Consider the following 26256-nt stretch of genomic DNA (forward strand, 5'->3'; position numbering starts at 1 on the left):
GATCAAATCTCCGGAAAGGTGGAGTTATCGTCTTTTTTCTCCCCATCCAGTCTTTTTTCCAACTGGGTGATGCGCGTAGCCAGCGCGGCAACTTCAGGGTCAGGTTCCTTTCCGGTTGGCGTAATGTGTGACTGCATCCCCCAGCCTCGTTCTGGCTGATAGAGCGTAGCCCAAATCCACAGGAACGGCCAAATCACATGCAGTGTAAAAAGGCTCACCCAGCCCGCCGTATGAATGGCATCGGCATGGGGATGATTGCGCTTCTTAGCCATGTTATAGGGAATATCATGGATAGCGATGATTCCGTAAAACAGAACCAGAAAAACGAAGATCAGCACACCTAACGCGAAATAGTTTAGAAACATACCCGCCTCGTATTCACGCTAATCAGAGCTTTCAATTGCAGGCAGCCGAAAGGAGTCATGGCTGGTAATTTGAACATAATTGCAGTTAGTCATTTTCGCCATCCCATCAGGGTAAAAATTTGCAGGTTGACGGCTCGCGAGGTAGCAACAAGAAATGGATGATGAAACAGAATCCGCGCCAGATCACACCAGGAGAAATCCAGGCAAATATTTATTGCGAAGCAGATCACAAATACTCAACAAACAGCCAAAGCAAAAACGTGAACAAGTTCACATTTAAGTGTCTTTTTCAGCGCATTCTTGCGTAATGATGTTTTTTTATACTGGTAATTTGTGATCAAAATCACATTAAGTAATACCGTAAACCCTATATTTACGTGACATTGATCACACTAAAAGTCGTCGACTGGACAGTTGAACGATTCAGTGCCAGATTTCGCAGTATCTACAGGGTCCGGCTACCTCCTGCCGCTACATTAACAAACCTCGGGCTTTTAGCCTGCGCGACAGCAAACATAAGAAGGGGTGTTTTTATGTCATCCGATATTAAGATCAAGGTGCAAAGCTTTGGTCGATTCCTCAGCAACATGGTGATGCCAAATATCGGCGCGTTTATCGCGTGGGGTATTATCACCGCATTATTCATTCCGACAGGGTGGTTGCCGAACGAAACGCTGGCGAAGCTGGTCGGCCCAATGATCACCTATCTGCTGCCGCTGTTGATCGGTTATACCGGTGGTAAGCTGGTTGGCGGCGAGCGTGGCGGTGTGGTCGGTGCTATCACCACCATGGGCGTTATCGTCGGTGCGGATATGCCGATGTTCCTCGGCGCGATGATCGCAGGTCCGCTGGGCGGCTGGGCTATCAAACATTTCGATGGCTGGGTAGACGGTAAGATCAAGTCCGGTTTCGAAATGCTGGTGAATAACTTCTCCGCTGGCATCATCGGGATGATCCTCGCCATTCTGGCATTCCTTGGCATTGGCCCATTGGTTGAAGCACTGTCCAAAATCCTGGCGGCAGGCGTTAACTTCATGGTTGTCCATGACATGCTGCCGCTGGCGTCAATCTTCGTTGAACCGGCGAAAATCCTGTTCCTCAACAACGCCATCAACCACGGTATTTTCTCACCGTTGGGTATTCAGCAGTCCCATGAGATGGGCAAATCCATCTTCTTCCTGATTGAAGCTAACCCGGGTCCGGGTATGGGCGTTCTGCTGGCATACATGTTCTTCGGTCGCGGCAGCGCTAAACAGTCTGCAGGCGGCGCGGCTATCATCCACTTCCTGGGTGGTATCCACGAAATTTACTTCCCGTACGTGCTGATGAACCCGCGTCTGATCCTGGCCGTTATTCTCGGCGGTATGACTGGCGTATTTACACTGACTATCCTGAACGGCGGTCTGGTATCTCCGGCCTCTCCGGGTTCTATTCTGGCTGTACTGGCAATGACGCCGAAGGGCGCATACTTCGCTAACATCGCAGCTATCTGTGCTGCAATGGCGGTCTCCTTTGTGGTCTCAGCCATTCTGCTGAAAACCAGCAAAGTGAAAGAAGAAGATGACATTGAAGCCGCAACCCGTCGTATGAACGACATGAAAGCGGAATCCAAAGGCGCATCTCAGCTGGCAGCGGGTGACGTTACCAACGACCTGAGCCATGTGCGTAAAATCATTGTTGCCTGCGATGCCGGCATGGGTTCCAGCGCCATGGGTGCGGGCGTACTGCGTAAGAAAGTGCAGGATGCCGGTCTGTCTCAGATTTCCGTCACCAATAGCGCGATCAACAATCTGCCGCCGGATGTGGATCTGGTCATTACCCACCGTGACCTGACCGAACGCGCTATGCGCCAGGTTCCGCAGGCACAGCACATTTCACTGACCAACTTCCTCGACAGCGGTCTGTACTCCAATCTGACCGAACGTTTGGTCGCTGCGCAGCGCCACAACGTGAACGAAGAGAAAGTCCGCGATCACCTGAAAGACAGCTTTGAAGAGGGTGATACCCACCTGTTCAAACTGGGTGCGGAGAATATCTTCCTTGGCCGTAAAGCCACCAACAAAGAAGAAGCGATTCGCTTTGCCGGTGAGCAATTGGTGAAAGGCGGCTACGTTGAGCCAGAGTACGTCGAGGCGATGCTGGACCGCGAAAAACTGACCCCAACTTACCTCGGCGAGTCCATCGCTGTACCGCACGGTACGGTTGAAGCCAAAGACCGCGTGCTGAAAACCGGCGTGGTATTCTGCCAGTATCCAGAAGGCGTACGTTTCGGTGAAGAAGAAGACGATATCGCCCGGCTGGTCATTGGTATCGCTGCACGTAACAACGAGCACATCCAGGTGATCACCAGTCTGACTAACGCGCTGGATGACGAATCCGTGATCGAACGTCTGGCCCATACCACCAGCGTGGATGAAGTTCTGGAGCTGCTGGCAGGTCGTAAGTAAACCCCATTGCCCGATGGCGCTACGCTAATCGGGCCTACGGTTTCCTCTCCCGCAAGGGAGAGGGTTTGGGTGAGGGGAAATCTATGCAGTCCCTCACCCCAGCCCTCTTGGGTAAAAACATTAATGAAGGTTAATACTATGAAAGCATTACATTTTGGCGCAGGTAATATCGGTCGTGGCTTTATCGGCAAACTGCTGGCGGACGCGGGGATACAGCTGACGTTCGCGGATGTAAACCAGGTCGTGCTCGATGCCCTGAATGCCCGTCATAGCTATCAGGTTCATGTGGTCGGTGAAAACGAGCAGGTTGATACCGTTTCCGGCGTCAACGCCGTAAGCAGTATCGGCGATGATGTCGTCGACCTGATTGCTCAGGTAGATTTAATCACCACCGCCGTCGGTCCGGTCGTGCTTGAGCGTATCGCTCCGGCCATCGCCAAAGGGCTGGTGAAACGCAAAGCGCAGGGTATCGTGGCTCCGCTGAATATCATCGCCTGTGAGAACATGGTGCGCGGAACAACCCAGTTGAAAGGCCACGTCATGAACGCGCTGGCAGATGAAGACAAAGCCTGGGTTGAAGAACATGTAGGCTTCGTCGATTCCGCCGTAGATCGCATCGTTCCCCCTTCAGCTTCTGCAACCAACGATCCGCTGGAAGTCACCGTCGAAACCTTCAGTGAGTGGATTGTCGACAAAACGCAATTCAAAGGCGAACTGCCAAACATCCCGGGAATGGAATTAACTGATAACCTGATGGCATTTGTCGAACGTAAACTCTTCACGCTGAACACCGGGCATGCTATAACCGCGTACCTCGGAAAATTGACCGGTCATCAGACCATCCGTGACGCGATTCTCGACGAGAAAATCCGTGCAGTGGTTAAAGGTGCGATGGAAGAGAGCGGCGCGGTACTGATCAAACGCTATGGCTTTGATGCGGCAAAACATGCAGCATATATTCAGAAAATCCTCGGTCGCTTTGAAAACCCGTATCTGAAAGATGACGTTGAGCGCGTTGGCCGTCAGCCACTGCGTAAACTGAGCGCGGGCGATCGTCTGATTAAACCGCTGCTGGGCACGCTGGAGTACGGCCTGCCGCACGCGAATCTGGTCACCGGTATTGCAGCAGCGATGCATTATCGCAGTGAAGAAGATCCGCAGGCACAGGAACTGGCCGCGCTGATTGACGAAAAAGGTCCGCAGGCCGCGCTGGCGCAGGTTTCCGGTCTGGATGCCAATAGTGATGTGGTGGCGGAGGCGGTTAACGCATATAACGCGACCAAATGATTGAGAATGTGGCGCAGGTCAGCCTGCGCCCAAATGACAGATTGTCAGATATGCAGGCAATAATGGAACAAACGCAGGCCTTTGAAAATCGTGTGCTTGAGCGTCTGAATGCTGGCAAAACCGTACGCAGCTTCCTCATCACCGCCGTAGAACTGCTCACCGAGGCGGTGAATATCCTTGTGCTTCAGGTATTTCGCAAAGATGACTATGCGGTAAAATATGCTGTAGAACCGTTGCTTGACGGCGATGGACCGCTGGGCGATCTTTCCGTTCGTCTGAAACTCATTTACGGTCTGGGCGTACTCAGCCGCCCGGAGTATGAAGATGCGGAACTGCTGATGGCGCTGCGGGAAGAGTTAAACCATGACGGCAATGAATACGCGTTCACCGACGACGAGATTCTTGGTCCGTTTGGCGAACTTCACTGCGTGGCGGCACTCCCGCCGCCGCCACAGTTTGATACCTCAGACTCAGGTTTGCACGCTATGCAGATCCAGCGCTACCAGCAAATGGTGCGCTCCACGATGGTACTTTCCCTGACCGAGCTGATTTCTAAAATCAGCTTAAAAAAAGCCTTTCAAAAATAAGAGCCTGCCGGCTTACTTCTCTTCCTGCTGCGGTCGATACAGCTGCCGATAGTACGCCAGACGTTGCAGATACAGCTGCGCGTTCTCCTGTGGTATTTCAGAAGGGACTACGTCGCGCGGCGGTGTTTTATTCAAATATTCGCGAAAAGCCTGGCTAGAAGCCATAAAATCGACCGTCTTATCAATTAAAGCCGAAACGTTCTCACCTATTTTCGCCATAATCTTCCCTCCTCCATGTATTAACCGCACCCAGCCTGTGCGGTTGCTCATTTAAGTTTAGGATCGGTTGGGCGATTATATTGAGGAAAACGTGCTTCGCTATAAACCTGCCAACAAAAAGCGCCATGGCCAATCTTATCGCTTAAAGTTCCTTATTAATCAAAAAAGTAGCATTACCATTAGCTGAATAATACTTACAGCATTTGATTATTTATCTTCGATGAGTTGTGAATAATCCCGCTCTGCGCGCATACTATAGGATATTCATCCTATTTTTATCAGAAGCTATCCTATGAAAGAAGTCGAAAAAAACGAAATTAAACGCCTGAGCGATCGTCTTGACGCAATCCGCCACCAGCAGGTTGACCTGTCCCTGGTTGAAGCCGCCGACAAATATGCCGAGCTTGAGCAAGAGAAAGAAACACTGGAAACTGAGATCGCACGACTGCGTGAAGTGCACGGCCAGAAGCTGAGCAAAGAAGCGCAGAAGCTCAGCAAACTCCCGTTCCGTCGTGCCATCACCAAAAAAGAACAGGCCGACATGGGCAAGCTGAAGAAGAGCGTGCGCGGCCTGATCGTCGTTCACCCGATGACCGAACTTGGCCGTGAAATGGGCCTGAAAGAGATGACGGGCTTCGCGAAAAACGAGTTCTAGTCTGCCACCGGGCAACACTCGCTTGCCCGGTTCTTCGCTTCCCCTCGCAATTGGCCCTACCAATTTCAGTCAGATCCTACCAACACCTCACATTTCATTAAAATGTGCGTACATTACCGTTGCCAACAAATAACATTTGATTAACCATTCATTGTCATTACCCCTACACAACAATATTGGCAGGGCCACTTTTACACATAATGTGACGAAGAGATGAGCACAGACTCATTGCATTATGTCAGCGGCCCCCAGGAGACCTGCAATGAATCTCTGGCAACAAAACTACGACCCGGCCGGTAACATCTGGCTTTCAAGCCTGATTGCCTCGCTACCTATTCTGTTCTTTTTCTTCGCGCTGATTAAGCTCAAGCTGAAAGGCTATGTTGCGGCATCGTGGACGGTGGTGATCGCGTTGTCGGTCGCCTTATTGTTCTACAAAATGCCGGTCGATCACGCGCTGGCTTCTGTGGTGTACGGTTTCTTCTATGGTCTGTGGCCGATTGCCTGGATCATTATCGCCGCGGTATTCGTCTATAAAATCTCGGTAAAAACCGGGCAGTTCGACATTATCCGTTCGTCGATTCTCTCCATCACTCCTGACCAACGTCTGCAAATGATCATCGTGGGCTTCTGTTTTGGGGCGTTTCTGGAAGGTGCCGCTGGCTTTGGTGCGCCCGTCGCAATTACCGCTGCGTTGCTGGTTGGCCTCGGCTTTAACCCGCTGTATGCGGCAGGGTTATGCCTGATTGTGAACACCGCGCCGGTGGCGTTTGGTGCAATGGGTATTCCAATTCTGGTTGCCGGTCAGGTCACCGGGCTGGACAGCTTTGAAATCGGCCAGATGGTGGGTCGCCAGTTGCCGTTCCTGACGATTATCGTACTGTTCTGGATCATGGCGATTATGGACGGCTGGCGCGGCGTGAAAGAGACCTGGCCTGCGGTAATGGTCGCTGGTGGTTCGTTTGCTATCGCGCAGTACCTCAGCTCGAACTTTATCGGGCCGGAACTGCCGGACATCATCTCTTCTCTGGTTTCTCTGGTCTGCCTGACGCTGTTCCTGAAACGCTGGCAGCCAGTGCGCATCTTCCGCTTTGGCGACATGGGCGCTTCCCAGGTTGATCAGACGCTGACTCGCACCCGTTATACCGTTGGACAGGTGGTTCGCGCCTGGTCTCCATTCCTGTTCCTGACCGCCACCGTCACACTGTGGAGCATCCCGCCGTTTAAAGCGCTGTTTGCCCCTGGCGGCACGATGTACCACTGGGTGGTCAATATTCCGGTGCCATTCCTCGACAAACTGGTAGCCCGCATGCCGCCGGTGGTACACGAAGCCACAGCCTACGCGGCGGTGTACAAGTTCGACTGGTTCTCGGCAACCGGTACCGCCATTCTGTTTGCCGCGCTGCTGTCAATCGTCTGGCTGAAAATGAAGCCGTCTGCCGCTCTGCAAACCTTTGGCAGCACGCTAAAAGAGCTGGCGCTGCCCATCTACTCCATAGGAATGGTACTGGCATTCGCGTTTATCTCTAACTACTCGGGGCTGTCTTCAACGCTGGCATTGGCGCTGGCGCACACCGGCCACGCCTTTACCTTCTTCTCGCCGTTCCTCGGCTGGCTGGGGGTATTCCTGACCGGTTCAGACACCTCATCAAACGCACTGTTCGCGGCTCTGCAGGCAACGGCAGCTCAGCAAATTGGCGTCTCTGATGTACTGCTGGTTGCGGCGAATACCACCGGTGGCGTGACCGGTAAGATGATCTCCCCGCAGTCAATCGCCATCGCCTGTGCGGCCGTGGGGCTGGTGGGTAAAGAATCTGACCTGTTCCGCTTTACCGTGAAACACAGCCTTATTTTCACCTGTATGGTGGGTGTGATCACCACGCTGCAGGCCTATGTCTTAACCTGGATGATTCCATGATAGTGATGCCCAGACGCCTGTCAGACGAGGTCGCATCTCGTGTGCGGGCGCTGATTAAAGAACAACAGCTGGAGGCGGGCATGAAATTGCCCGCTGAGCGCCAACTGGCCATACAGCTCGGCGTATCCCGTAACTCACTGCGCGAGGCGTTAGCCAAGCTGGTAAGTGAAGGCGTGCTGATTAGCCGTCGTGGCGGCGGGACGTTTATCCGTTGGCAGCATGAACCATGGTCCGAACAAAACATTGTCCAGCCACTGAAAAGCCTGATGGCGGACGACCCTGATTACAGCTTCGATATTCTCGAAGCCCGCCACGCCATCGAGGCCAGCACCGCCTGGCACGCCGCCATGCGCGCCACGGCCGCCGACAAAGAGAAAATCAGGCTCTGTTTCGAGGCCACACAAAGTGAAGATCCGGATCTCGCTTCACAAGCAGACGTTCGCTTTCACCTTGCCATCGCTGAAGCCTCGCATAACGTGGTGTTGCTACAAACCATGCGTGGTTTCTTCGACGTATTGCAGTCTTCGGTAAAACAGAGTCGCCAACGTATGTACCTGGTGCCGCCGGTGTTTTCACAGCTCACAGAACAACACCTTGCTGTGCTGGACGCGATTGTCGCTGGGGACGCCGACGGCGCGCGAAAGGCAATGATGGCGCATCTCAGTTTTGTCCATACCACCATTAAACGCTTTGATGAAGACCAGGCCCGCCAGGCGCGTATCACCCGTCTGCCCGGTGACCATAATGAAATTAGCAGGGAGAACAACACATGATTATTTCAGCAGCCAGCGATTATCGCGCCGCAGCCCAGCGCATTCTGCCTCCTTTCCTGTTCCACTACATTGACGGTGGGGCGTACGCGGAGCATACCCTGCGCCGTAACGTGGAAGATTTATCAGAGGTGGCACTACGCCAGCGCGTGCTGAAGAACATGTCAGATCTTAGTCTGGAAACCACCCTGTTTAACGAAAAACTGTCGATGCCAGTAGCCCTCGCGCCTGTCGGTTTGTGCGGCATGTACGCACGCAGGGGCGAAGTTCAGGCTGCCGCCGCCGCTGATGCCAAAGGCATACCATTTACGCTTTCGACGGTATCCGTCTGCCCAATTGAAGAAGTCGCCCCGACCATCAAGCGTCCGATGTGGTTCCAGCTTTACGTTCTGCGCGATCGCGGCTTTATGCGTAACGCCCTGGAACGCGCCAAAGCCGCAGGCTGCTCCACGCTGGTTTTTACCGTCGATATGCCCACGCCCGGCGCACGCTATCGTGACGCTCATTCAGGTATGAGCGGACCAAATGCGGCACTGCGTCGTTACTGGCAGGCAGTTACCCATCCACAATGGGCATGGGACGTTGGCCTGAACGGTCGGCCGCATGATTTAGGCAATATTTCAACGTATCTTGGCAAGCCCACCGGCCTTGAGGATTACATCGGTTGGCTGGCGAATAACTTCGATCCGTCCATTTCCTGGAAAGACCTCGAGTGGATCCGTGAGTTCTGGGATGGCCCGATGGTGATCAAAGGGATCCTCGATCCAGAAGATGCCCGCGACGCCGTGCGCTTTGGCGCCGATGGGATTGTGGTTTCCAACCACGGTGGGCGCCAGCTAGATGGCGTGCTTTCTTCCGCCCGCGCGCTGCCCGCCATTGCCGATGCGGTAAAAGGCGATATCGCGATTCTGGCCGACAGCGGGATCCGCAACGGTCTGGACGTGGTGCGCATGATTGCGCTGGGTGCGGATAGCGTGCTGCTGGGCCGTGCTTACCTGTACGCGCTGGCAACCCACGGCCAGGCCGGTGTGGCGAATCTGCTGAACCTGATCGAGAAAGAGATGAAGGTGGCAATGACCCTGACCGGTGCGAAATCCATTAGCGAAATCAGCCGCGATTCACTGGTACAGGAACTAGGCAAGAGCCTACCTGCCGCATTGGCTCCTCTGGTCCAGGGTGATGCCGCGTGAGGGTGAATTAAATATCTGTTATTCTGCCCCCCGTTATTAAGGGGGCAGTATGCTTAACATCGTTTTGTTCGAACCAGAAATCCCGCCAAATACCGGCAATATTATCCGTCTTTGCGCCAATACCGGCTTTCGTCTGCATATTATTGAGCCAATGGGCTTTACCTGGGACGACAAGCGCCTGCGTCGCGCAGGGCTGGATTACCATGAATTTACCGCCGTGCTGCGCCACCCTGATTATGCCACTTTCGTCGCCGCAGAAAATCCGCAACGTCTGTTTGCCCTGACCACCAAAGGTACGCCAGCGCATAGCGCAGTAAACTATCAGGATGGAGATTATCTGATGTTTGGCCCGGAAACACGCGGTCTGCCAGCCAGCATTCTCGACGCGTTACCAGCCGAACAAAAAATTCGTATTCCGATGATGCCGGACAGTCGCAGCATGAACCTGTCTAATGCGGTGTCGGTAGTGGTGTATGAAGTCTGGCGCCAGTTAGGTTATCCTGGCGCGGTATTGCGTAGTTGATTTATGTCGGGTGCGGCTAACGCCTTATCCGACCTACGGCAGAATTTAACGTTTACTTTTCGAGCGTTATCGGCGCAGTCAGGTTGAACATGGACTGCGCGCAGTACGTGAGGATGGCGAGCACAGTCCTGGTTCAAGATGACAAGTAAGATAGCTCGAAATCAGATGCCATCGCCATACTCGAACGTATGATGTATCCCGTTGAAATGCTGATCCATATCCATAGACGGCTTATCGCTGTCAGGCTTGCCGACGATGCGCGCCGGAACGCCTGCGGCAGTCGTATGCGGGGGAACAGGCTGTAAAACGACGGAACCTGCGCCAATCTTCGCGCCACGCCCGACTTCAATATTGCCGAGAATTTTTGCTCCCGCACCAATCATCACACCTTCACGAATTTTAGGATGACGGTCACCGCCGGATTTACCGGTCCCGCCAAGCGTGACAGATTGCAAAATAGAGACGTCGTTTTCAATCACCGCAGTTTCACCGACCACAATACCGGTGGCGTGATCGAGCATAATCCCCCGGCCAATTTTTGCCGCCGGGTGAATGTCTACCTGAAAGCTAACGGACACCTGATTTTGCAGAAAGATCGCCAGCGCCTGACGCCCCTGGTGCCACAGCCAGTGACCGATACGATAGGCCTGAAGCGCGTGAAAACCCTTCAGATAAAGAAGTGGGGTGGAATATTTATCGACGGCCGGGTCACGCGTGCGCACCGCCTGAATATCACAAGCCGCCGAAGCAATCATTTCAGGATCGGCCGCGTAGGCCTCTTCCACGACTTCTCGAATCGCAATGGCAGGCATGATCGGAGAAGCGAGTTTATTCGCCAGCATATAACTCAGCGCACTGCCGAGGTTTTCATGCTTGAGCAGCGTTGCGTGGTAAAAACTGGCTAGCATTGGCTCACATTCCGCCAGTGCCCGGGCTTCCGCTTTAATGTTTTTCCAGACGATATCCAGTTCTTCACACGGCATTGCATACTCCAGAAGGTAGCAAAACGACCAACCCGTTCTACGCGGGTCGGGTCGTTAGATTGAAACGGTTCCTTACGGCTAGTGGCTGCTTCGCTCGTCCTTGCGCGCACGACCTAATAACGTCAATGCTGCCTCGCGCGCATTTTTTCCGCAATACAATACTTGATAAATTTCCTCGGTTATTGGCATCTCAACACCAAAACGGTGCGCCAATTCACGAACTTCTTTCGTATTGCGATAGCCTTCAACCACCTGACCAATCTTGTCCTGCGCGCCCTGCACGTCCATACCCTGGCCGAGCATCATGCCAAAACGACGGTTACGCGACTGGTTGTCGGTACAGGTCAGCACCAGATCGCCTAAACCCGCCATCCCCATAAAGGTAGCAGGATCGGCCCCCAGCGCCGCGCCAAGGCGAGACATTTCGGTCAGTCCGCGGGTGATCAATGCGGTTCGCGCATTCGCGCCGAAGCCGATGCCGTCAGACATCCCCGCGCCAATAGCAATAACGTTTTTCACCGCGCCGCCAAGCTGCACGCCAATGAAATCCGGGTTGCTGTAAACGCGGAAGCTTTTACCGCAGTGCAGCAACTGCTGGAGATCGTCAGCAAAGGTGTCGTCCGTCGAGGCCAGAGAGATCGCCGTCGGCATACCTGCTGCCAGCTCTTTGGCGAACGTCGGACCGGAGATGACCGCCAGTGGAATAGCATCCCCCAGCGCTTCGCGTGCGACGTCCTGCAGCAGACGTCCCGTTTCCGCTTCCAGACCTTTTGTCGCCCAGACCAGCCTCGCGTCAGGACGCATCAGCGGTTTGATGTTACGCAGCACTTCGCCAAAGACGTGGCTCGGCACCACCACCAGGATATTACGACTGGCGGCCAGCGCAGTGGCTAAATCACTTTCCAGGCGCAGCGTTTCGGGAAAAGGCACATCAGGGAGGAACGCGACGTTGCAGCGATCGTGCTCAAGGGTCGCGATATGTTTCGGATCATGGCCCCACAGGACAACCTGATGGCCATTTCTTGCCAGGGTGATGGCAAGAGCGGTGCCGTACGAGCCGGCACCAATCACAGTCATTGAAGCATTACTTTGGTTCATCAGGCATCCTGATGTTCTTCAGTACCTTCGCCAGCCTGCTGCTGTAAATAGTTCATGAACAGCGCATCAAAGTTGACCGGCGCAAGGTTCAGTTGCGGGAATGTACCGCGTGAAACCAGGCTGGTGATGCATTCGCGAGCATACGGGAACAGAATGTTCGGGCAGTATGCGCCAAGGCAATGCGCCATCTGAGTCCCTTCAATACCACTGATGGAGAAAATACCGCCCTGCTGAACTTCGCACAGGAACGCAGTTTCTTCACCCAGGGAAGCCGTTACGGTGACACGCAGCACTACTTCATACACATCATCTGCCAGTTGGGTAGAGGCGGTATCAAGATCAAGTTTAACCTCTGGCTGCCAATCTTTCTGGAAAACATGCGGTGCATTTGGCGCTTCGAAAGATACATCCTTGGTATAAATACGTTGGATCTGGAAAGCCATTTCAGTGTTATTTTGTTCTGACATGTTGAGAAAACCCTTTAGTGTTGTCCTTTAAATACTATCCGTACGCCTTAACGCAGCAGGGGATCAAGTCCACCACGCGCATCCAACGCATACAAGTCGTCACAACCACCAATGTGCTGTGCATCAATAAAAATCTGTGGAACCGTTGTACGGCCACTGCGCTTGATCATCTCTTCGCGCTTCACGGCATCGCCGTCAATCGGAAGTTCCTGGAAACTCACCCCCTTGCTGTTCAACAGCGCTTTTGCACGATGGCAAAACGGGCAGGTTGCTTTGGTATAGATCTCAATATTGGCCATGACTTATCTCCAGTGTTCTTTTACCCTGCAGGATAAAAACGGCGGGTAAATTACTTGCCGCGAACCAGTGGCAGATTCTCACCACTCCAGCCCGCTACGCCGTCTTTCAGTACAGATACCTGCTCAAAACCGGCTTTAATCAGCGCAGTTGCTGAATCCTGGCACTGCATACCAGAGCCATCAACCACAATAACAGGTTTGTTTTTGTGTTTTTCCAGCTCGCCAAAATTGTTGGCTTTGATTTCGCTCGGCAGCAGGTTAGTAGAGCCTGCGATATGACCTTTGCGGAAGTCGTCGCGCTGACGTAAATCGACGATAACGGCGTCTTCTTTATTGATGAGACGTGTAGCTTCGCCGCGCGTAATCACCTTCACTTTTGAGGTCAGGCTCTTAAACGTGGTAAACAATACAGCCGCCAGTAACGCAATCCAGGCGATACTCAAGACAGGGTGGCGACTAACAAATTGCATAATTTCTTGCATGGGGGGTAACAACTCCCGACTCAGTGATTAAAAAAACCAGGAAAGGAGTATACCTGCGCGTTGGCGCAAATACAGCCAGAGCGTGCATTGGATTGCATTTTTGCGGGGCGCTACGGAAAAAAAAATGTAAATCAGTGTTCACCCTGGCACGCGATCCCCCATTATTTGATCTTCGGGGGCTACTTTATCGATTCAGCTGTAGTAAAATTATGCAATTATTTTTTATCTATTGAGTGTGAGGTTGTCGCAATGTCGGTTTCTAAAAAACCTATGGTACTGGTGATTCTGGATGGCTATGGCTATCGTGAAGACAGCCAGGATAACGCCATCTTTAATGCCAAAACCCCGGTAATGGATGCTCTGTGGGCAAAACGTCCGCATACCTTGATTGATGCGTCTGGTCTGGAAGTCGGTCTGCCCGATCGCCAGATGGGCAACTCCGAAGTGGGTCACGTCAACCTGGGCGCGGGCCGCATCGTTTATCAGGACCTGACCCGTCTGGATGTTGAAATCAAAGAACGTACTTTCTTCGCCAACCCGGTGCTGACCGATGCGGTCGACCAGGCAAAAAATAGCGGTAAAGCGGTACACATCATGGGTCTGCTCTCTGCTGGCGGCGTTCACAGCCACGAAGATCACATCATGGCGATGGTAGAAATGGCCGCTGAACGCGGTGCTGAGAAAATCTATCTGCACGCTTTCCTTGATGGCCGTGATACCCCGCCGCGCAGCGCTGAACATTCCCTGCAGAAATTCGAAGAGAAATTTGCCGCACTGGGCAAAGGTCGCGTGGCGTCCATCATTGGCCGTTACTATGCCATGGACCGCGACAACCGTTGGGATCGCGTGGAGCAGGCTTATGACCTGATGACGCTGGCAAAAGGCGAATTCCAGTTCGCTACAGCTGTTGAAGGTCTGCAGGCGGCTTATGCCCGTGACGAAAACGACGAATTCGTTAAAGCCACCGTGATCCGTGCTGAAGGCCAGGCTGAAGCTGCCATGGAAGACGGTGATACGCTGATTTTCATGAACTTCCGTGCTGACCGTGCGCGTGAAATCACCCGTGCGTTTGTTAACGCTGACTTCGACGGCTTCGCCCGTAAGAAAGTCGTTAACCTCAACTTTGTGATGCTGACCGAATACGCGGCCGACATCAAAACTGCGGTTGCTTACCCACCAGCATCTCTGGCCAACACCCTTGGCGAGTGGATGGCGAAGAACGACAAAACGCAGTTGCGTATTTCCGAAACCGAAAAATACGCGCACGTGACCTTCTTCTTTAACGGCGGTGTAGAAGAGCCGTTCAAAGGCGAAGACCGTATTCTGATCAACTCACCGAAAGTCGCGACCTACGATCTGCAGCCGGAAATGAGCTCTGCTGAGCTGACCGAAAAACTGGTTGCTGCGATTGAGAGTGGGAAATACGACACCATCATTTGTAACTACCCGAACGGCGATATGGTGGGTCACACCGGGGTGATGGAAGCAGCGGTTAAAGCGGTTGAAGCGCTGGATCACTGCGTTGAGCAGGTGGCTAAAGCGGTTGAATCCGTTGGCGGCCAGTTGTTGATCACTGCAGACCATGGTAACGCAGAGCAAATGCGCGATCCGTCCACCGGTCAGGCGCATACTGCGCACACCAACCTGCCCGTTCCGCTGATTTATGTCGGTGGCAAAAACGTCAAAGCAGTTGAAGGCGGCAAACTTTCTGATATCGCCCCGACCATGCTGACGCTGATGGGTATGGAAATCCCGCAAGAGATGACTGGTAAGCCGCTGTTCATCGTGGAATAATCCCTCCCCATGAGGGGAAAGGCGATTAATACCATCACCCGGGCCGTGAAACTGCGTAAGTTTTCAGTCAGGCCCTTGTTCTACGCCAGCGCGCTTAGCGCTGGCGTATTGCTGTGCGCCTTTACCGCCCACGCGGACGAACGCGATCAGCTTAAATCTATTCAGGCTGATATCGCGGCAAAAGAACGCGCGGTACGCCAACAGCAACAACAACGCTCCACCCTCCTCGCTCAACTAAAAGCTCAGGAACAGGCTATCGCCGTGGCCGCAAGGCAACTGCGCGAAACACAAAACTCACTGGCGCAGTTGAATGCGCAAATCGCTGAGATGAACGCCGCACTCGCGAAGTTGGAAAAACAGCGGGCCGCACAAGAACGCAGCCTGGCAGCCCAGCTCGATGCAGCATTTCGTCAGGGCGAACACACCGGCATTCAGCTCATCCTAAGCGGTGAAGAGAGCCAGCGCGGGCAACGTCTACAGGCCTATTTCGGTTACCTGAACCAGGCGAGGCAAGAAACTATCGCGCAGCTGAAACAAACCCGCGAAGAGGTCGACTCGCAAAAAGCCGAGCTTGAAGATAAGCAAAGCGAACAGCAGACGTTACTGTACGAACAGCGCGCCCAGCAGGCTAAACTGGAGCAGGCGCGTAATGAACGCCAGAAAACGCTCTCGGGTCTGGAATCATCGATTCAACAAGGTCAGCAGCAACTGGGCGAAATGCGCGCCAACGAATCACGCCTGCGCAACAGCATTGCTCGCGCCGAAGCCGCAGCCAAAGCACGCGCAGAACGTGAAGCCCGCGAGGCGCAAGCCGTACGCGATAAGCAGCAGGATGCGTCACGAAAAGGCTCAACCTACAAGCCAACCGAAAGCGAAAAATCTCTGATGTCGCGTACCGGTGGTTTAGGTTCGCCGCGCGGCCAGGCATTCTGGCCCGTTCGTGGTCCAACGCTACATCGCTATGGCGAACAGCTGCAGGGTGAGCTACGTTGGAAGGGGATGGTTATTGGCGCATCCGAAGGCACCGAAGTTAAAGCTATTGCCGATGGTCGCGTCATTCTCGCGGACTGGCTGCAGGGCTATGGCCTGGTGGTGGTCGTTGAGCACGGTAAAGGCGATATGAGCCTGTACGGTTATAACCAGAGCGCGCTGGTCAGCGTCGGTACACAGGTTCGCGCCGGGCAACCTATTGCACTTGTGGGTAGCAGCGGCGGTCAGGGCAGGCCAGCACTCTATTTCGAAATTCGTCGCCAGGGTCAGGCGGTCAATCCACAGCCGTGGTTGGGAAGATAAGTTTTGCCTCATTTTCGTCGTCTGGTACTCTCTCTCGCCAGCCTGCTGGCCTTCGCAACACCTGTTTTTGCTGGCAAACTCGCCATCGTCATTGATGATTTCGGCTATCGCCCACACACTGAAAACCAGGTACTGGCGATGCCTTCTACCATCTCCGTTGCCGTTCTGCCTAACGCCCCACATGCGCGTGAAATGGCAATCAAAGCGCATAACAGCGGGCATGAAGTCTTAATCCATCTGCCAATGGCACCGCTGAGCAAGCAGCCGTTAGAGAAAGATACTTTACGCCCGGAAATGAGCAGCGAAGAGATTGAGCGAATTATTCGCGACGCGGTCAGCAAAGTACCGAATGCGGTCGGACTGAACAACCATATGGGCAGCGCGATGACCTCCAGCCTGTTCGGCATGCAGAAGGTGATGCAGGCACTGGAGCGCTACGATCTCTACTTTCTGGACAGCATGACCATCGGCAACAGTCAGGCAATGCGCGCAGCATCAGGAACTGGTGTGAAAGTCATCAAACGCAAAGTCTTCCTCGATGATACGCAAAACGAAGCCGACATTCGCCGTCAGTTCAATCGTGCCGTCGAGCTTGCGCGCCGCAACGGCTCAGCAATTGCCATTGGGCACCCACACCCTTCGACGGTTCGTGTTCTGCAGCAGATGCTTTATAACTTGCCAGCGGACATCACACTGGTTCGCCCAAGCAGCCTGCTCAATGAACCACAGGTGGATACGTCCAGACCAAACTTCACATCGCCGAAGAACGGTACGCCAGATACGCCGCGTAACCCTTTCCGCGGTGTAAATTTGTGCAAACCGAAGAAACCGATAGAGCCGGTTTACAACAGCCGCTTCTTCAGTGTGCTCGGTGAAAGCATCACCCAAAGCACGCTGGTGCAGTACATGCGCCTGCAGTGGCAGGGCTGGCAATAATTAGTCTTTAATATCCAGCGTTAAATGGGCCAGGCGGCGCGGCGTCAGTGATTTATCGCGCCACTGACTAAAGCGGATGGCCCACAATAGCACCTGATAACCCAGCTTAGCGCTGCAAATATTGCTCACCATGCGCTTGAACATACCCGACACGAAAACCTCGGCAATCATACGCTGGCGGATTTTTTCATCCGGCTCTTTACGGATGCAATGACAAACGCGTAGCGCTTCATAAATCACTTGCTGTTTGAACTCGGGGTAAATGGGAATGCGTCCGGCGTAATCATGATTCATCTTATCCAGCAGACGGGTAATTTTGATGTAGTGGCGCTGGTAAGCCAGGTTCTTCTCTCCGGTACGCGGCAGACGACTGACGGACGCACCGTGCAGGAAGTATTTGTAAAGCGAGACTTCCGTGTAACGGGCACGTTTGGCGTTAAACATAAACTCCGTCGTCCAGATAATATCCTGGTGGTGCAGACCGGACAGGAAAGTCAGTCCGGCGTCGCGGATAGTCTGATGACGATAAACGCCCATCCAGACAACGTGTCGCCAACGGCGACTGGCTAACGCTTTGCGTAACCAGTCCGGCCCAGTCATCACGCCGGTAGAACGAATACGATCGGTAGGAATAGATGCCCATGTGTGGCCGGTTTCCGCAATACACCAATCAGCATTGCACTGCGCAACGTCCAGATTATCTTTCAACGCCATATTCATCAGCGTTTCATACATTTCCGGATAGGCAATATCATCGCCGTCTACGTATGCGATGTACTCGCCCCTGGCGACTTCCATACCGGTATTACGCGCCGCAGATACCCCACCATTGCGCTGGTGCAACAGATGCACGTGCGGATAACGATCCGCATAAGACTGAGCAAGCTCCGCTGAGTTATCCGTAGAACCATCATTCACAATGATGATCTCGAGGTTCTTCCAGGTTTGCGCAATCAGCGAATCCATACACGCAATGAACGGTTCACCCGTGTTGTACAGGGGCATAATGACGCTCAGGAGACCAGGGGTATAGGTCATATCAAATCCAGCCAGACAATAGAGTAATCGGCACTTTTTAGCATATTAAGCGGCAGATTTTCAGAAAAAAATATTAATTCTTTAGCGAAAAATGCGCCGGGCAGGAAGGCTCATGCAAGCAAAAAAAGCCCCGGATGTTAATGATAATCAACATCCGGGGACAACACTCAGAATCCACTGACTGGATAGGGTTAATCCCAGCTCAGGATCACTTTCCCTGACTGGCCTGAACGCATAGCGTCAAAGCCCTGTTGGAATTCATCGATGGAGAATCGATGGGTGATGATCGGCGACAAATCCAGACCAGACTGGATCAATGCAGCCATTTTGTACCAGGTTTCAAACATCTCGCGACCGTAGATACCCTTAATAAACAAACCTTTAAAGATAACCTTTGTCCAGTCAATAGACATGTCGGATGGTGGAATGCCCAGCATAGCAATGCGGCCACCGTGGTTCATAGTGTCCAGCATGGCGCGAAACGCGGGCGGCGCACCGGACATCTCCAGGCCCACATCAAATCCTTCAGTCATACCCAGTTCAGCCATCACGTCGGTCAGATTCTCTTTCGATACGTTGACCGCACGAGTGATGCCCATTTTACGCGCCAGCTCAAGGCGATACTCATTAACATCGGTAATCACCACGTGACGCGCGCCAACGTGCTTCGCAACCGCCGCAGCCATAATACCGATTGGACCCGCGCCGGAAACCAGCACATCTTCCCCAACCAGATCGAATGACAGCGCCGTGTGTACCGCATTACCGAACGGATCGAAAATAGACGCCAGGTCGTCGGAGATGTTGTCCGGGATTTTAAACGCGTTAAACGCCGGGATCACCAGGTATTCCGCAAAGCAGCCAGGACGGTTTACGCCGACGCCGGTGGTATTGCGGCACAGGTGAGTCCGCCCACCGCGGCAGTTACGGCAATGTCCGCAGGTGATATGACCCTCACCGGAAACACGATCGCCGATTTTAAAGCCTTTAACTTCCTGACCGATGCCAACAACTTCGCCGACATATTCATGCCCAACGACCATCGGTACCGGGATGGTTTTTTGCGACCATTCATCCCAGTTATAAATGTGAACGTCAGTCCCGCAGATGGCTGTTTTACGGATTTTAATCAGCAAATCGTTATGGCCGACTTCCGGTTCAGGAACGTCGGTCATCCAAATGCCCTCTTCCGCTTTCAGTTTGGATAACGCTTTCATTTCACATCCTCAGGCAATAACGCCCAGTTGTTTACCAATGCGTGTGAACGCCTCAACAGCACGCGTAATCTGCTCAGGGGTATGCGCCGCAGACATCTGGGTACGGATACGCGCCTGACCTTTCGGAACCACCGGATAGAAGAACCCGGTAACGTAAATCCCCTCTTTTTGCAGTTCACGAGCAAAGTCCTGCGCGATCACCGCATCACCCAACATCACCGGGATAATCGCGTGATCGGCACCGGCCAGCGTAAAGCCAGCGGCGGACATTTGCTCACGGAACTGACGTGCGTTCGCCCACAGTCGGTCACGCAGTTCAGCTCCGGATTCCACCATCTCCAGTACCTTAATGGACGCAGCAACAATCGCCGGAGCCAGTGAGTTGGAAAACAGATACGGACGAGAACGCTGACGCAACCACTCAACCACTTCTTTGCGCGCTGCAGTGTAACCTCCGGATGCGCCACCGAGTGCTTTACCCAGTGTCCCGGTGATGATGTCCACACGGCCCATTACGTCACAATATTCATGGGAGCCACGACCATTCTCACCGACAAAACCGACGGCATGAGAGTCATCAACCATGACCAGCGCGTCGTATTTATCTGCCAGGTCACAAACGCCTTTCAGGTTAGCAATCACGCCGTCCATAGAGAACACGCCATCGGTGGCGATCAGGATATGACGAGCACCCGCTTCACGCGCTTCTTTCAGGCGCGCTTCCAGCTCGACCATATCGTTGTTGGCGTAACGGAAACGCTTTGCTTTACACAAACGAACGCCGTCAATGATAGAAGCATGGTTCAGGGCATCAGAGATAATGGCATCTTCCGCACCCAACAGCGTTTCAAACAGGCCGCCGTTGGCATCAAAACAGGAAGAGTAAAGGATGGCATCTTCCATACCGAGGAATGCCGCCAGTTTTTGCTCCAGTTGCTTATGGCTGTCCTGGGTACCGCAAATAAAGCGTACCGAAGCCATGCCAAATCCGTGAGAATCCATACCCGCTTTTGCCGCCGCAATCAGCTCCGGGTGGTTAGCCAGCCCCAGATAGTTGTTTGCACAAAAGTTAATAACGTGGCTTCCGTCCGCCACGGTGATATCCGCCTGCTGGGCAGATGTAATAATGCGCTCTTCTTTAAACAATCCTTCCGCACGTGCGGTGTCGAGATCGTTCGTTAACTGTTTGTAAAAATCCCCACGCATTTCAATTCTCCAGACTGGGCAAATTTCAGCACATATTACCCAAAGCTATACGTTGATACGAGATGACGCATCACCACTTCTTCAAAATGAAGCATAAATCACGTGTACCCGCACGGCTTATCGGTGAATGGCTGAAGCCTGGGCCATGTAGTGATATGATAGAAAGTATTCGTGTCTGAGATTGTCTCTGACTCCATAATTCGAAGGTTACATTTATGATCATCGTTACCGGCGGCGCGGGCTTTATCGGCAGCAACATCGTTAAGTCCCTGAATGATAAAGGCATCACCGACATTCTGGTGGTGGACAACCTGAAAGACGGCACCAAGTTTGTTAACCTGGTGGATCTGAATATTGCTGACTACATGGACAAGGAAGACTTCCTGATCCAGATTATGGCCGGGGAAGATTTCGGCGATATCGAAGCGATTTTCCACGAAGGCGCATGCTCTTCCACCACCGAGTGGGACGGTAAGTATATGATGGATAACAACTATCAATACTCTAAAGAGCTGCTGCACTACTGCCTGGAGCGTGAAATCCCGTTCCTGTACGCGTCCTCCGCCGCCACCTACGGCGGTCGCACTTCTGATTTCATCGAATCCCGTGAATACGAGAAACCACTGAACGTTTACGGCTACTCAAAATTCCTGTTCGACGAGTACGTTCGTCAGATCCTGCCGGAAGCCAATTCTCAGATTGTTGGCTTCCGCTATTTCAACGTCTACGGACCGCGTGAAGGCCATAAAGGCAGCATGGCGAGCGTCGCTTTCCACCTGAATACCCAGCTCAACAATGGCGAAACGCCAAAACTGTTCGAAGGCAGCGAAAACTTCAAACGTGATTTCGTTTACGTTGGCGATGTGGCTGCAGTGAACCTGTGGTTCCTGGAAAACGGGGTTTCCGGCATCTTTAACCTCGGTACCGGTCGTGCGGAATCTTTCCAGGCCGTTGCTGATGCTACGCTTGCGTACCACAAAAAAGGCAGCATTGAGTACATTCCATTCCCGGAAAAACTGAAAGGCCGCTACCAGGCGTTTACCCAGGCAGACCTGACTAACCTGCGCGCAGCGGGCTATGACAAGCCGTTTAAGACCGTTGCCGAAGGCGTAACGGAATATATGGCCTGGCTGAACCGCGACGCGTAAGAAGTTAGCATGAAAATACTGGTGATCGGCCCGTCATGGGTGGGCGACATGATGATGTCGCAAAGTCTCTATCGCACGCTTAAGGCGCGCTATCCCCAGGCGATAATCGACGTGATGGCACCGGCATGGTGCCGTCCGCTGCTGTCGCGTATGCCTGAAGTCAACGAAGCCATCGCCATGCCGCTGGGACACGGCGCGCTGGAGATTGGCGAACGCCGCAAACTCGGTCACAGCCTGCGTGAGAAACGCTATGACCGCGCTTATGTGCTGCCTAACTCGTTTAAATCCGCGCTGGTGCCTTTTTTTGCAGGCATCCCGCATCGCACCGGTTGGCGTGGCGAAATGCGCTACGGCCTGCTCAACGATGCGCGCGTGCTGGATAAAGACGCATGGCCGCTGATGGTCGAACGCTATGTAGCCCTGGCCTACGATAAAGGCGTGATGCTGTCGGCTAAAGATTTGCCGCAGCCTCTGCTATGGCCACAGTTGCAGGTCAGCGAAGGTGAAAAGTCTCTGACTTGTAGTCAGTTCTCCCTTTCTGCCGAACGCCCCATCATCGGTTTTTGCCCAGGTGCGGAATTTGGTCCGGCGAAACGCTGGCCACACTACCATTACGCAGAACTGGCTAAGCAACTGATCGACGAAGGTCATCAGATTGTGCTGTTTGGCTCAGCAAAAGACCATGAAGCCGGAAATGAAATCCTGGCAACGCTAAGCGTTGAGCAGCAGGCCTGGTGCCGTAATCTGGCGGGCGAAACGCAGCTTGAGCAGGCCGTCATTCTGCTCGCCGCCTGCAAAGCGGTCGTCACCAACGACTCTGGATTAATGCACGTTGCCGCAGCGTTGAATCGACCTCTGGTAGCGTTGTATGGCCCAAGTAGTCCGGACTTTACTCCGCCGTTGTCGCACAAAGCACGGGTTATTCGTCTGATTACGGGCTATCACAAAGTGCGCAAGGGCGATGCGGCAGAAGGCTATCACCAAAGTCTGATTGACATCACTCCCCAGCGCGTACGGGAAGAACTCAATGACCTGTTGTTACAAGAGGAAGCCTGACGAATGCGGGTTCTGATCGTTAAAACGTCTTCTATGGGCGATGTACTGCATACGTTGCCCGCATTAACCGATGCGCAACAGGCCATTGCGAATATTCAATTTGATTGGGTGGTCGAGGAAGGATTCGCCCAGATCCCTTCCTGGCATGCAGCCGTTGACCGGGTCATCCCCGTCGCGATTCGCCGCTGGCGTAAAGCCTGGTTTTCAGCGCCGATTAAAGCCGAGCGTGAAGCATTTCGCGACGCGGTGCGTTTGCAGCAGTATGACGCAATAATTGATGCGCAGGGTCTGGTTAAAAGCGCTGCATTGGTGACGCGTCTGGCGCGGGGCGTCAAGCATGGTATGGACTGGAGTACGGCCCGCGAGCCGTTGGCTAGCCTGTTTTATAATCGCAAACATCACATTGCCAAACAGCAGCACGCCGTAGAACGTACGCGTGAATTGTTCGCCAAAAGTCTGGGATATGCCAAACCGCAGTCGCAAGGTGATTACGCTATCGCTCAGCATTTTGTAAATCGATGCAATGCTGATACAGGCAAATATGCCGTATTTCTGCATGCCACAACGCGCGATGATAAGCACTGGCCGGAAGCCAACTGGCGGGAGCTAATTGGTCTGTTAAATAACGCAGGCATACGTATTAAACTGCCCTGGGGCTCCCCCCATGAAGAAGCGCGAGCCAAAAGGTTGGCAGAAGGTTTTCCTTACGTCGATGTCCTGCCGCGGATGAGTCTGGAAGAGGTTGCTCGCATCCTGGCGAGGGCAAAATTCGTGGTGTCGGTTGATACAGGCCTAAGTCATTTAACCGCCGCGCTGGATCGCCCTAATATCACGTTATACGGCCCAACAGACCCAGGATTGATTGGTGGGTATGGAAAGAATCAATACACACAGCAGAGCCATTCCGGAAAATTGCAGGATCTGGACGCAAGCTTAGTCAACGTATCGCTAATTGATAATAATTTGCTTTAACTTTAAGAGACGATCTATGCTTCGCCAACATACGCTTTCTCGTTTTGTTTGTAGTATCAAAAATAATCCTTTCGATTTTATATACGTCTTATTTTATGCTGGGATCCTGGTAACTCTTGCGATGCTACTGGTCAATCCAGATGAAGCATTGAAGGTATTTATTTTCTCCACGGCTCTGTCTCTGCCGATTATAGGAAAAAATATAAAGTATGTGTGCAGTAACAAACAAAACCTGGTTTTGCCTTTTATGTTGCTGCTCTTCGGTTTGCTCCAGATTATTTGGGTAGAAGTATTTAAACAACCAGGCTCAGCCTTTACCGGCGCCTATCGTTCATACCAGAACGGTGGAAAAGTGATGATTTTCACCGCACTGGTTATGACAGCTCTGACATCGCGAGAGCCGTGTGCCGATAAAACTCGCATTACCAGTATCTGGACGCTCCTCACAGCAATCGGCTTGTATCTTTTCGCGGGCTACCAACTTGCTGGAGCTGCTGAACCTTTAAATTACCGTGTTGCACTGGGTTTTGAACATCAAACAAGCACAGCCTATGCACTTACGTTAATTGCGTTACTGGCGTCACAAGCCATTATTAATCTACGTCTGAAACGCACCGTTTTATTCTATCTGTTACATTTTTTGATATCGCTGGCGGTGATCATCTCAACGCAGACCCGAGCAGCGATCTTAGTGTATCCGATCCTGAGTATCGGATTATTTTTCATGCACTACCGCCACAACCACACTATGTTATTAAAAGCATTACTGGCCTTTGTGGTGCTGGTCGGGCTGGCGGCAATTCCGTTAAAACCAGTCATTGAAAGTCGCTATCAGAACTTCCTGGTCGATCTGCACTCTTATAATCAAAACAATAGCAATACCTCTATTGGCGCGAGACTTGCGATGCAACGGGCAGGTATCGAATCCGGGAAAGCTCATGACTGGGGACAGTCACTTGAACAACGCGGCGCAGAAATTCAGCGACTTGCGGTGCAAGATACTTCCCTACAAGGAGCTCTTGAGTTCATTAACGTCCATCTGCATAACGAAATCATTGATACCTTTTCGCTAAAGGGCATCCCTGGGGTTGTTGTGCTACTCTTGCTCTATATCGCCATGTTTTTAACAGCTTACTGGCAACGTAGCCCCTTGTTGTTCGTTATCTCAGGCGCAATCGCTATCTATGGCTTGAGTGATTTATTATTATATGCCAAAGGTGAAGCTCTGAGCTGCGTACTGGCGTTATGTCTAGCAGCGATGCTGAGCACGAATCTAATGAGAGAACGATGCCATGATTAACGCATCAGGTTATTTACTGAGCATTATTATACCTGCGTACAACAATGCTGAATTTATCACAGCGACGTTGGCGTCTATTCACCAAAACATCACTGATGATGTGGAGATAATCATTGTTAACGATGGCTCAACAGATTTAACTGAAGAGCGCATCAAGGCATTTTATCGTGAGCAGAATTGCAATAACGTCAAGTACATAAGTCATAAAAACCAAGGAGTTGCTATCACCCGTAACGTTGGGCTTACCCATGCGACGGGGAAATATATTGGCTTTGTTGACAGTGATGATATTGTCTGCCCAGATTATTTCACAATCCTTCTCCCTAAATTGAGAGCGGGTAAGTATGATATTGTGGAGTTCAACTTAACCAGAGATATCCATAATTTGTATCACCACAAACCTGATACGGAAGACTCTCTGGTGCAACACGAAATCATTTTAACAAACGATAACTACGCGCCGCTGATACCAACTTTTCGTGCCGGACAATGGCATCTCGTGACGAAAATCTTCCATCGTGACGTGATTGGCATGGATCGATTTGAAGAATATCGCCGCTATGAAGATGTTATTTTTTGTCCGTTCCAATATTTCAAATGCCATACTATTTTAAAAATAGAGCAAAAACTATATTTTTACCGAGTAAATGATAAAAGTATTACCGAGAACATTATTGATAGTGATGCGGATAGTATCTTTTTTGCTATGCGTAAAATGTATAACCATATAAATAGTAATAGCGCAAAGCGTACTGTTGCCACATTTATGATCATCAACTGTTTTCTGGAAGGACGCAAACTGTTACGCAAGAAAAAAGGTTATTATCGCTACAGCGAAAGCATGCTGAATGACATTCAGAATGCACTAGCATGCTGTGACACAAAAATCGTTAAGAAAAAAATAATTCTTAAAATGAAATACCCCCATATTGATCGTTCGGTTTCTGAAATAAGATATAGAACAATATCTGCTTTTAAGAACTTATTTTTTCGAAAGGGATTTTAA

The 26256-nt window shown here is 52.2% G+C and carries 26 protein-coding genes; 16 read left to right on the top strand and 10 right to left on the bottom strand.

Annotated elements, in window-relative coordinates; translation table 11 throughout:
* Positions 1 to 2: 2 nt before the first annotated feature.
* On the bottom strand, positions 3 to 365 hold the full coding sequence (locus ACU8YC_RS17430; protein ID WP_151216985.1) for a DUF3302 domain-containing protein: 363 nt from the start codon (positions 363 to 365) through the stop codon (positions 3 to 5).
* A gap of 533 nt (positions 366 to 898) precedes the next feature.
* Between ACU8YC_RS17430 and mtlA the strand changes: the two genes are divergently transcribed.
* The 3 genes from mtlA to mtlR all read left to right on the top strand — a co-directional run bounded on the left by mtlA (position 899) and on the right by mtlR (position 4686).
* Positions 899 to 2812 (top strand): PTS mannitol transporter subunit IICBA, encoded by a 1914-nt coding sequence (gene mtlA / locus ACU8YC_RS17435; RefSeq protein WP_151216986.1) that lies wholly within the window; start codon positions 899 to 901, stop codon positions 2810 to 2812.
* Positions 2813 to 2950: 138 nt separating this feature from the next.
* Positions 2951 to 4099, top strand: coding sequence for a mannitol-1-phosphate 5-dehydrogenase (gene mtlD, locus ACU8YC_RS17440; RefSeq protein ID WP_210904139.1), 1149 nt, complete (start codon positions 2951 to 2953; stop codon positions 4097 to 4099).
* Entirely contained in the window at positions 4096 to 4686 is a 591-nt protein-coding gene (gene mtlR, locus ACU8YC_RS17445) for a mannitol operon repressor MtlR (protein ID WP_151216987.1), read from the top strand. The genes mtlD and mtlR overlap by 4 nt, the downstream gene beginning before the upstream one ends.
* A gap of 12 nt (positions 4687 to 4698) precedes the next feature.
* On the opposite strand, the gene ACU8YC_RS17450 is transcribed toward mtlR, so the two are convergent.
* Positions 4699 to 4905: a hypothetical protein gene (locus tag ACU8YC_RS17450; RefSeq protein WP_151216988.1), complete on the bottom strand. Its 207-nt coding sequence runs from the start codon at positions 4903 to 4905 to the stop codon at positions 4699 to 4701.
* A 292-nt stretch (positions 4906 to 5197) separates the two neighbouring features.
* Here ACU8YC_RS17450 and ACU8YC_RS17455 point away from each other — a divergent pair, with 292 nt between their 5' ends.
* The 5 genes from ACU8YC_RS17455 (at position 5198) to trmL (ending at position 9961) form a co-directional block, all read left to right on the top strand.
* Positions 5198 to 5560: a YibL family ribosome-associated protein gene (locus tag ACU8YC_RS17455; RefSeq protein WP_446895591.1), complete on the top strand. Its 363-nt coding sequence runs from the start codon at positions 5198 to 5200 to the stop codon at positions 5558 to 5560.
* Positions 5561 to 5822: 262 nt separating this feature from the next.
* Positions 5823 to 7478 carry an L-lactate permease gene (gene lldP / locus ACU8YC_RS17460; RefSeq protein WP_151216992.1) on the top strand — a complete coding sequence of 552 codons (1656 nt, stop codon included), beginning with the start codon at positions 5823 to 5825 and terminating at the stop codon, positions 7476 to 7478.
* Positions 7475 to 8251: a transcriptional regulator LldR gene (gene lldR, locus ACU8YC_RS17465; RefSeq protein WP_151216993.1), complete on the top strand. Its 777-nt coding sequence runs from the start codon at positions 7475 to 7477 to the stop codon at positions 8249 to 8251. Before lldP ends, lldR begins: the two co-directional genes overlap by 4 nt.
* Positions 8248 to 9438 carry a quinone-dependent L-lactate dehydrogenase gene (lldD, locus tag ACU8YC_RS17470; protein ID WP_151216995.1) on the top strand — a complete coding sequence of 397 codons (1191 nt, stop codon included), beginning with the start codon at positions 8248 to 8250 and terminating at the stop codon, positions 9436 to 9438. Before lldR ends, lldD begins: the two co-directional genes overlap by 4 nt.
* A 49-nt stretch (positions 9439 to 9487) precedes the next feature.
* Complete coding sequence (gene trmL, locus ACU8YC_RS17475; protein ID WP_187259812.1) at positions 9488 to 9961, top strand: tRNA (uridine(34)/cytosine(34)/5-carboxymethylaminomethyluridine(34)-2'-O)-methyltransferase TrmL; 474 nt, start codon at positions 9488 to 9490, stop codon at positions 9959 to 9961.
* A 161-nt stretch (positions 9962 to 10122) separates the two neighbouring features.
* Here trmL and cysE read toward each other — a convergent pair whose 3' ends face one another.
* The 5 genes from cysE to ACU8YC_RS17500 all read right to left on the bottom strand — a co-directional run bounded on the left by cysE (position 10123) and on the right by ACU8YC_RS17500 (position 13290).
* Positions 10123 to 10944: a serine O-acetyltransferase gene (cysE, locus tag ACU8YC_RS17480; RefSeq protein ID WP_151216999.1), complete on the bottom strand. Its 822-nt coding sequence runs from the start codon at positions 10942 to 10944 to the stop codon at positions 10123 to 10125.
* 78 nt (positions 10945 to 11022) lie between these two features.
* Positions 11023 to 12042, bottom strand: a complete 1020-nt coding sequence (gene gpsA, locus ACU8YC_RS17485; protein ID WP_187259813.1) for an NAD(P)H-dependent glycerol-3-phosphate dehydrogenase — start codon at positions 12040 to 12042, stop codon at positions 11023 to 11025.
* Entirely contained in the window at positions 12042 to 12509 is a 468-nt protein-coding gene (gene secB / locus ACU8YC_RS17490) for a protein-export chaperone SecB (protein WP_003024155.1), read from the bottom strand. The genes gpsA and secB overlap by 1 nt, the downstream gene beginning before the upstream one ends.
* Positions 12510 to 12556: 47 nt before the next feature.
* Positions 12557 to 12808 carry a glutaredoxin 3 gene (gene grxC / locus ACU8YC_RS17495; RefSeq protein ID WP_003024152.1) on the bottom strand — a complete coding sequence of 84 codons (252 nt, stop codon included), beginning with the start codon at positions 12806 to 12808 and terminating at the stop codon, positions 12557 to 12559.
* Between the two features lie 50 nt (positions 12809 to 12858).
* Positions 12859 to 13290, bottom strand: a complete 432-nt coding sequence (locus ACU8YC_RS17500; protein WP_005120473.1) for a rhodanese-like domain-containing protein — start codon at positions 13288 to 13290, stop codon at positions 12859 to 12861.
* Between the two features lie 249 nt (positions 13291 to 13539).
* Between ACU8YC_RS17500 and gpmM the strand changes: the two genes are divergently transcribed.
* From gpmM to ACU8YC_RS17515, 3 genes are read left to right on the top strand one after another with little or no spacing between them, the layout of a single operon-like run.
* The gene (gene gpmM, locus ACU8YC_RS17505) at positions 13540 to 15084 is read left to right on the top strand and encodes a 2,3-bisphosphoglycerate-independent phosphoglycerate mutase (protein WP_040231588.1); all 1545 of its coding nucleotides are present in this window, start codon (positions 13540 to 13542) and stop codon (positions 15082 to 15084) included.
* Positions 15085 to 15117: 33 nt separating this feature from the next.
* Entirely contained in the window at positions 15118 to 16377 is a 1260-nt protein-coding gene (gene envC / locus ACU8YC_RS17510; RefSeq protein WP_252838613.1) for a murein hydrolase activator EnvC, read from the top strand.
* 3 nt (positions 16378 to 16380) lie between these two features.
* A complete protein-coding gene (locus ACU8YC_RS17515; protein ID WP_446895592.1) occupies positions 16381 to 17313 on the top strand; it encodes a divergent polysaccharide deacetylase family protein in 933 nt (310 codons plus the stop codon).
* Here ACU8YC_RS17515 and ACU8YC_RS17520 read toward each other — a convergent pair whose 3' ends face one another.
* The 3 genes from ACU8YC_RS17520 to kbl form a co-directional block, all read right to left on the bottom strand.
* Positions 17314 to 18351: a glycosyltransferase gene (locus ACU8YC_RS17520; RefSeq protein ID WP_446895593.1), complete on the bottom strand. Its 1038-nt coding sequence runs from the start codon at positions 18349 to 18351 to the stop codon at positions 17314 to 17316.
* 191 nt (positions 18352 to 18542) lie between these two features.
* Positions 18543 to 19568, bottom strand: coding sequence for an L-threonine 3-dehydrogenase (gene tdh, locus ACU8YC_RS17525; RefSeq protein ID WP_003024132.1), 1026 nt, complete (start codon positions 19566 to 19568; stop codon positions 18543 to 18545).
* Positions 19569 to 19577: 9 nt separating this feature from the next.
* The gene (kbl, locus tag ACU8YC_RS17530) at positions 19578 to 20774 is read right to left on the bottom strand and encodes a glycine C-acetyltransferase (RefSeq protein WP_049014551.1); all 1197 of its coding nucleotides are present in this window, start codon (positions 20772 to 20774) and stop codon (positions 19578 to 19580) included.
* 215 nt (positions 20775 to 20989) lie between these two features.
* Here kbl and rfaD point away from each other — a divergent pair, with 215 nt between their 5' ends.
* From rfaD to ACU8YC_RS17555, 5 genes are read left to right on the top strand one after another with little or no spacing between them, the layout of a single operon-like run.
* A complete protein-coding gene (rfaD, locus tag ACU8YC_RS17535) occupies positions 20990 to 21922 on the top strand; it encodes an ADP-glyceromanno-heptose 6-epimerase (RefSeq protein WP_003827312.1) in 933 nt (310 codons plus the stop codon).
* A gap of 9 nt (positions 21923 to 21931) precedes the next feature.
* Positions 21932 to 22978 (top strand): ADP-heptose--LPS heptosyltransferase RfaF, encoded by a 1047-nt coding sequence (gene rfaF, locus ACU8YC_RS17540; protein ID WP_446895594.1) that lies wholly within the window; start codon positions 21932 to 21934, stop codon positions 22976 to 22978.
* Between the two features lie 3 nt (positions 22979 to 22981).
* The gene (gene rfaC, locus ACU8YC_RS17545; RefSeq protein WP_151217009.1) at positions 22982 to 23950 is read left to right on the top strand and encodes a lipopolysaccharide heptosyltransferase RfaC; all 969 of its coding nucleotides are present in this window, start codon (positions 22982 to 22984) and stop codon (positions 23948 to 23950) included.
* A 16-nt stretch (positions 23951 to 23966) separates the two neighbouring features.
* Positions 23967 to 25250, top strand: a complete 1284-nt coding sequence (locus ACU8YC_RS17550; RefSeq protein WP_446895595.1) for an O-antigen ligase family protein — start codon at positions 23967 to 23969, stop codon at positions 25248 to 25250.
* Entirely contained in the window at positions 25243 to 26256 is a 1014-nt protein-coding gene (locus tag ACU8YC_RS17555; RefSeq protein WP_210904131.1) for a glycosyltransferase family 2 protein, read from the top strand. Before ACU8YC_RS17550 ends, ACU8YC_RS17555 begins: the two co-directional genes overlap by 8 nt.

The organism is Citrobacter sp. VF227 (genome assembly GCF_052950715.1).

Bases quoted from the DNA above. Each gene is read 5' to 3' on its own strand.
- ACU8YC_RS17430 (WP_151216985.1), bottom strand. From the start codon at position 365: ATGTTTCTAAACTATTTCGCGTTAGGTGTGCTGATCTTCGTTTTTCTG.
- mtlA (WP_151216986.1), top strand. From the start codon at position 899: ATGTCATCCGATATTAAGATCAAGGTGCAAAGCTTTGGTCGATTCCTC.
- mtlD (WP_210904139.1), top strand. From the start codon at position 2,951: ATGAAAGCATTACATTTTGGCGCAGGTAATATCGGTCGTGGCTTTATC.
- mtlR (WP_151216987.1), top strand. From the start codon at position 4,096: ATGATTGAGAATGTGGCGCAGGTCAGCCTGCGCCCAAATGACAGATTG.
- ACU8YC_RS17450 (WP_151216988.1), bottom strand. From the start codon at position 4,905: ATGGCGAAAATAGGTGAGAACGTTTCGGCTTTAATTGATAAGACGGTC.
- ACU8YC_RS17455 (WP_446895591.1), top strand. From the start codon at position 5,198: ATGAAAGAAGTCGAAAAAAACGAAATTAAACGCCTGAGCGATCGTCTT.
- lldP (WP_151216992.1), top strand. From the start codon at position 5,823: ATGAATCTCTGGCAACAAAACTACGACCCGGCCGGTAACATCTGGCTT.
- lldR (WP_151216993.1), top strand. From the start codon at position 7,475: ATGATAGTGATGCCCAGACGCCTGTCAGACGAGGTCGCATCTCGTGTG.
- lldD (WP_151216995.1), top strand. From the start codon at position 8,248: ATGATTATTTCAGCAGCCAGCGATTATCGCGCCGCAGCCCAGCGCATT.
- trmL (WP_187259812.1), top strand. From the start codon at position 9,488: ATGCTTAACATCGTTTTGTTCGAACCAGAAATCCCGCCAAATACCGGC.
- cysE (WP_151216999.1), bottom strand. From the start codon at position 10,944: ATGCCGTGTGAAGAACTGGATATCGTCTGGAAAAACATTAAAGCGGAA.
- gpsA (WP_187259813.1), bottom strand. From the start codon at position 12,042: ATGAACCAAAGTAATGCTTCAATGACTGTGATTGGTGCCGGCTCGTAC.
- secB (WP_003024155.1), bottom strand. From the start codon at position 12,509: ATGTCAGAACAAAATAACACTGAAATGGCTTTCCAGATCCAACGTATT.
- grxC (WP_003024152.1), bottom strand. From the start codon at position 12,808: ATGGCCAATATTGAGATCTATACCAAAGCAACCTGCCCGTTTTGCCAT.
- ACU8YC_RS17500 (WP_005120473.1), bottom strand. From the start codon at position 13,290: ATGCAAGAAATTATGCAATTTGTTAGTCGCCACCCTGTCTTGAGTATC.
- gpmM (WP_040231588.1), top strand. From the start codon at position 13,540: ATGTCGGTTTCTAAAAAACCTATGGTACTGGTGATTCTGGATGGCTAT.
- ACU8YC_RS17520 (WP_446895593.1), bottom strand. From the start codon at position 18,351: ATGACCTATACCCCTGGTCTCCTGAGCGTCATTATGCCCCTGTACAAC.
- tdh (WP_003024132.1), bottom strand. From the start codon at position 19,568: ATGAAAGCGTTATCCAAACTGAAAGCGGAAGAGGGCATTTGGATGACC.
- kbl (WP_049014551.1), bottom strand. From the start codon at position 20,774: ATGCGTGGGGATTTTTACAAACAGTTAACGAACGATCTCGACACCGCA.
- rfaD (WP_003827312.1), top strand. From the start codon at position 20,990: ATGATCATCGTTACCGGCGGCGCGGGCTTTATCGGCAGCAACATCGTT.
- rfaF (WP_446895594.1), top strand. From the start codon at position 21,932: ATGAAAATACTGGTGATCGGCCCGTCATGGGTGGGCGACATGATGATG.
- rfaC (WP_151217009.1), top strand. From the start codon at position 22,982: ATGCGGGTTCTGATCGTTAAAACGTCTTCTATGGGCGATGTACTGCAT.
- ACU8YC_RS17550 (WP_446895595.1), top strand. From the start codon at position 23,967: ATGCTTCGCCAACATACGCTTTCTCGTTTTGTTTGTAGTATCAAAAAT.
- ACU8YC_RS17555 (WP_210904131.1), top strand. From the start codon at position 25,243: ATGATTAACGCATCAGGTTATTTACTGAGCATTATTATACCTGCGTAC.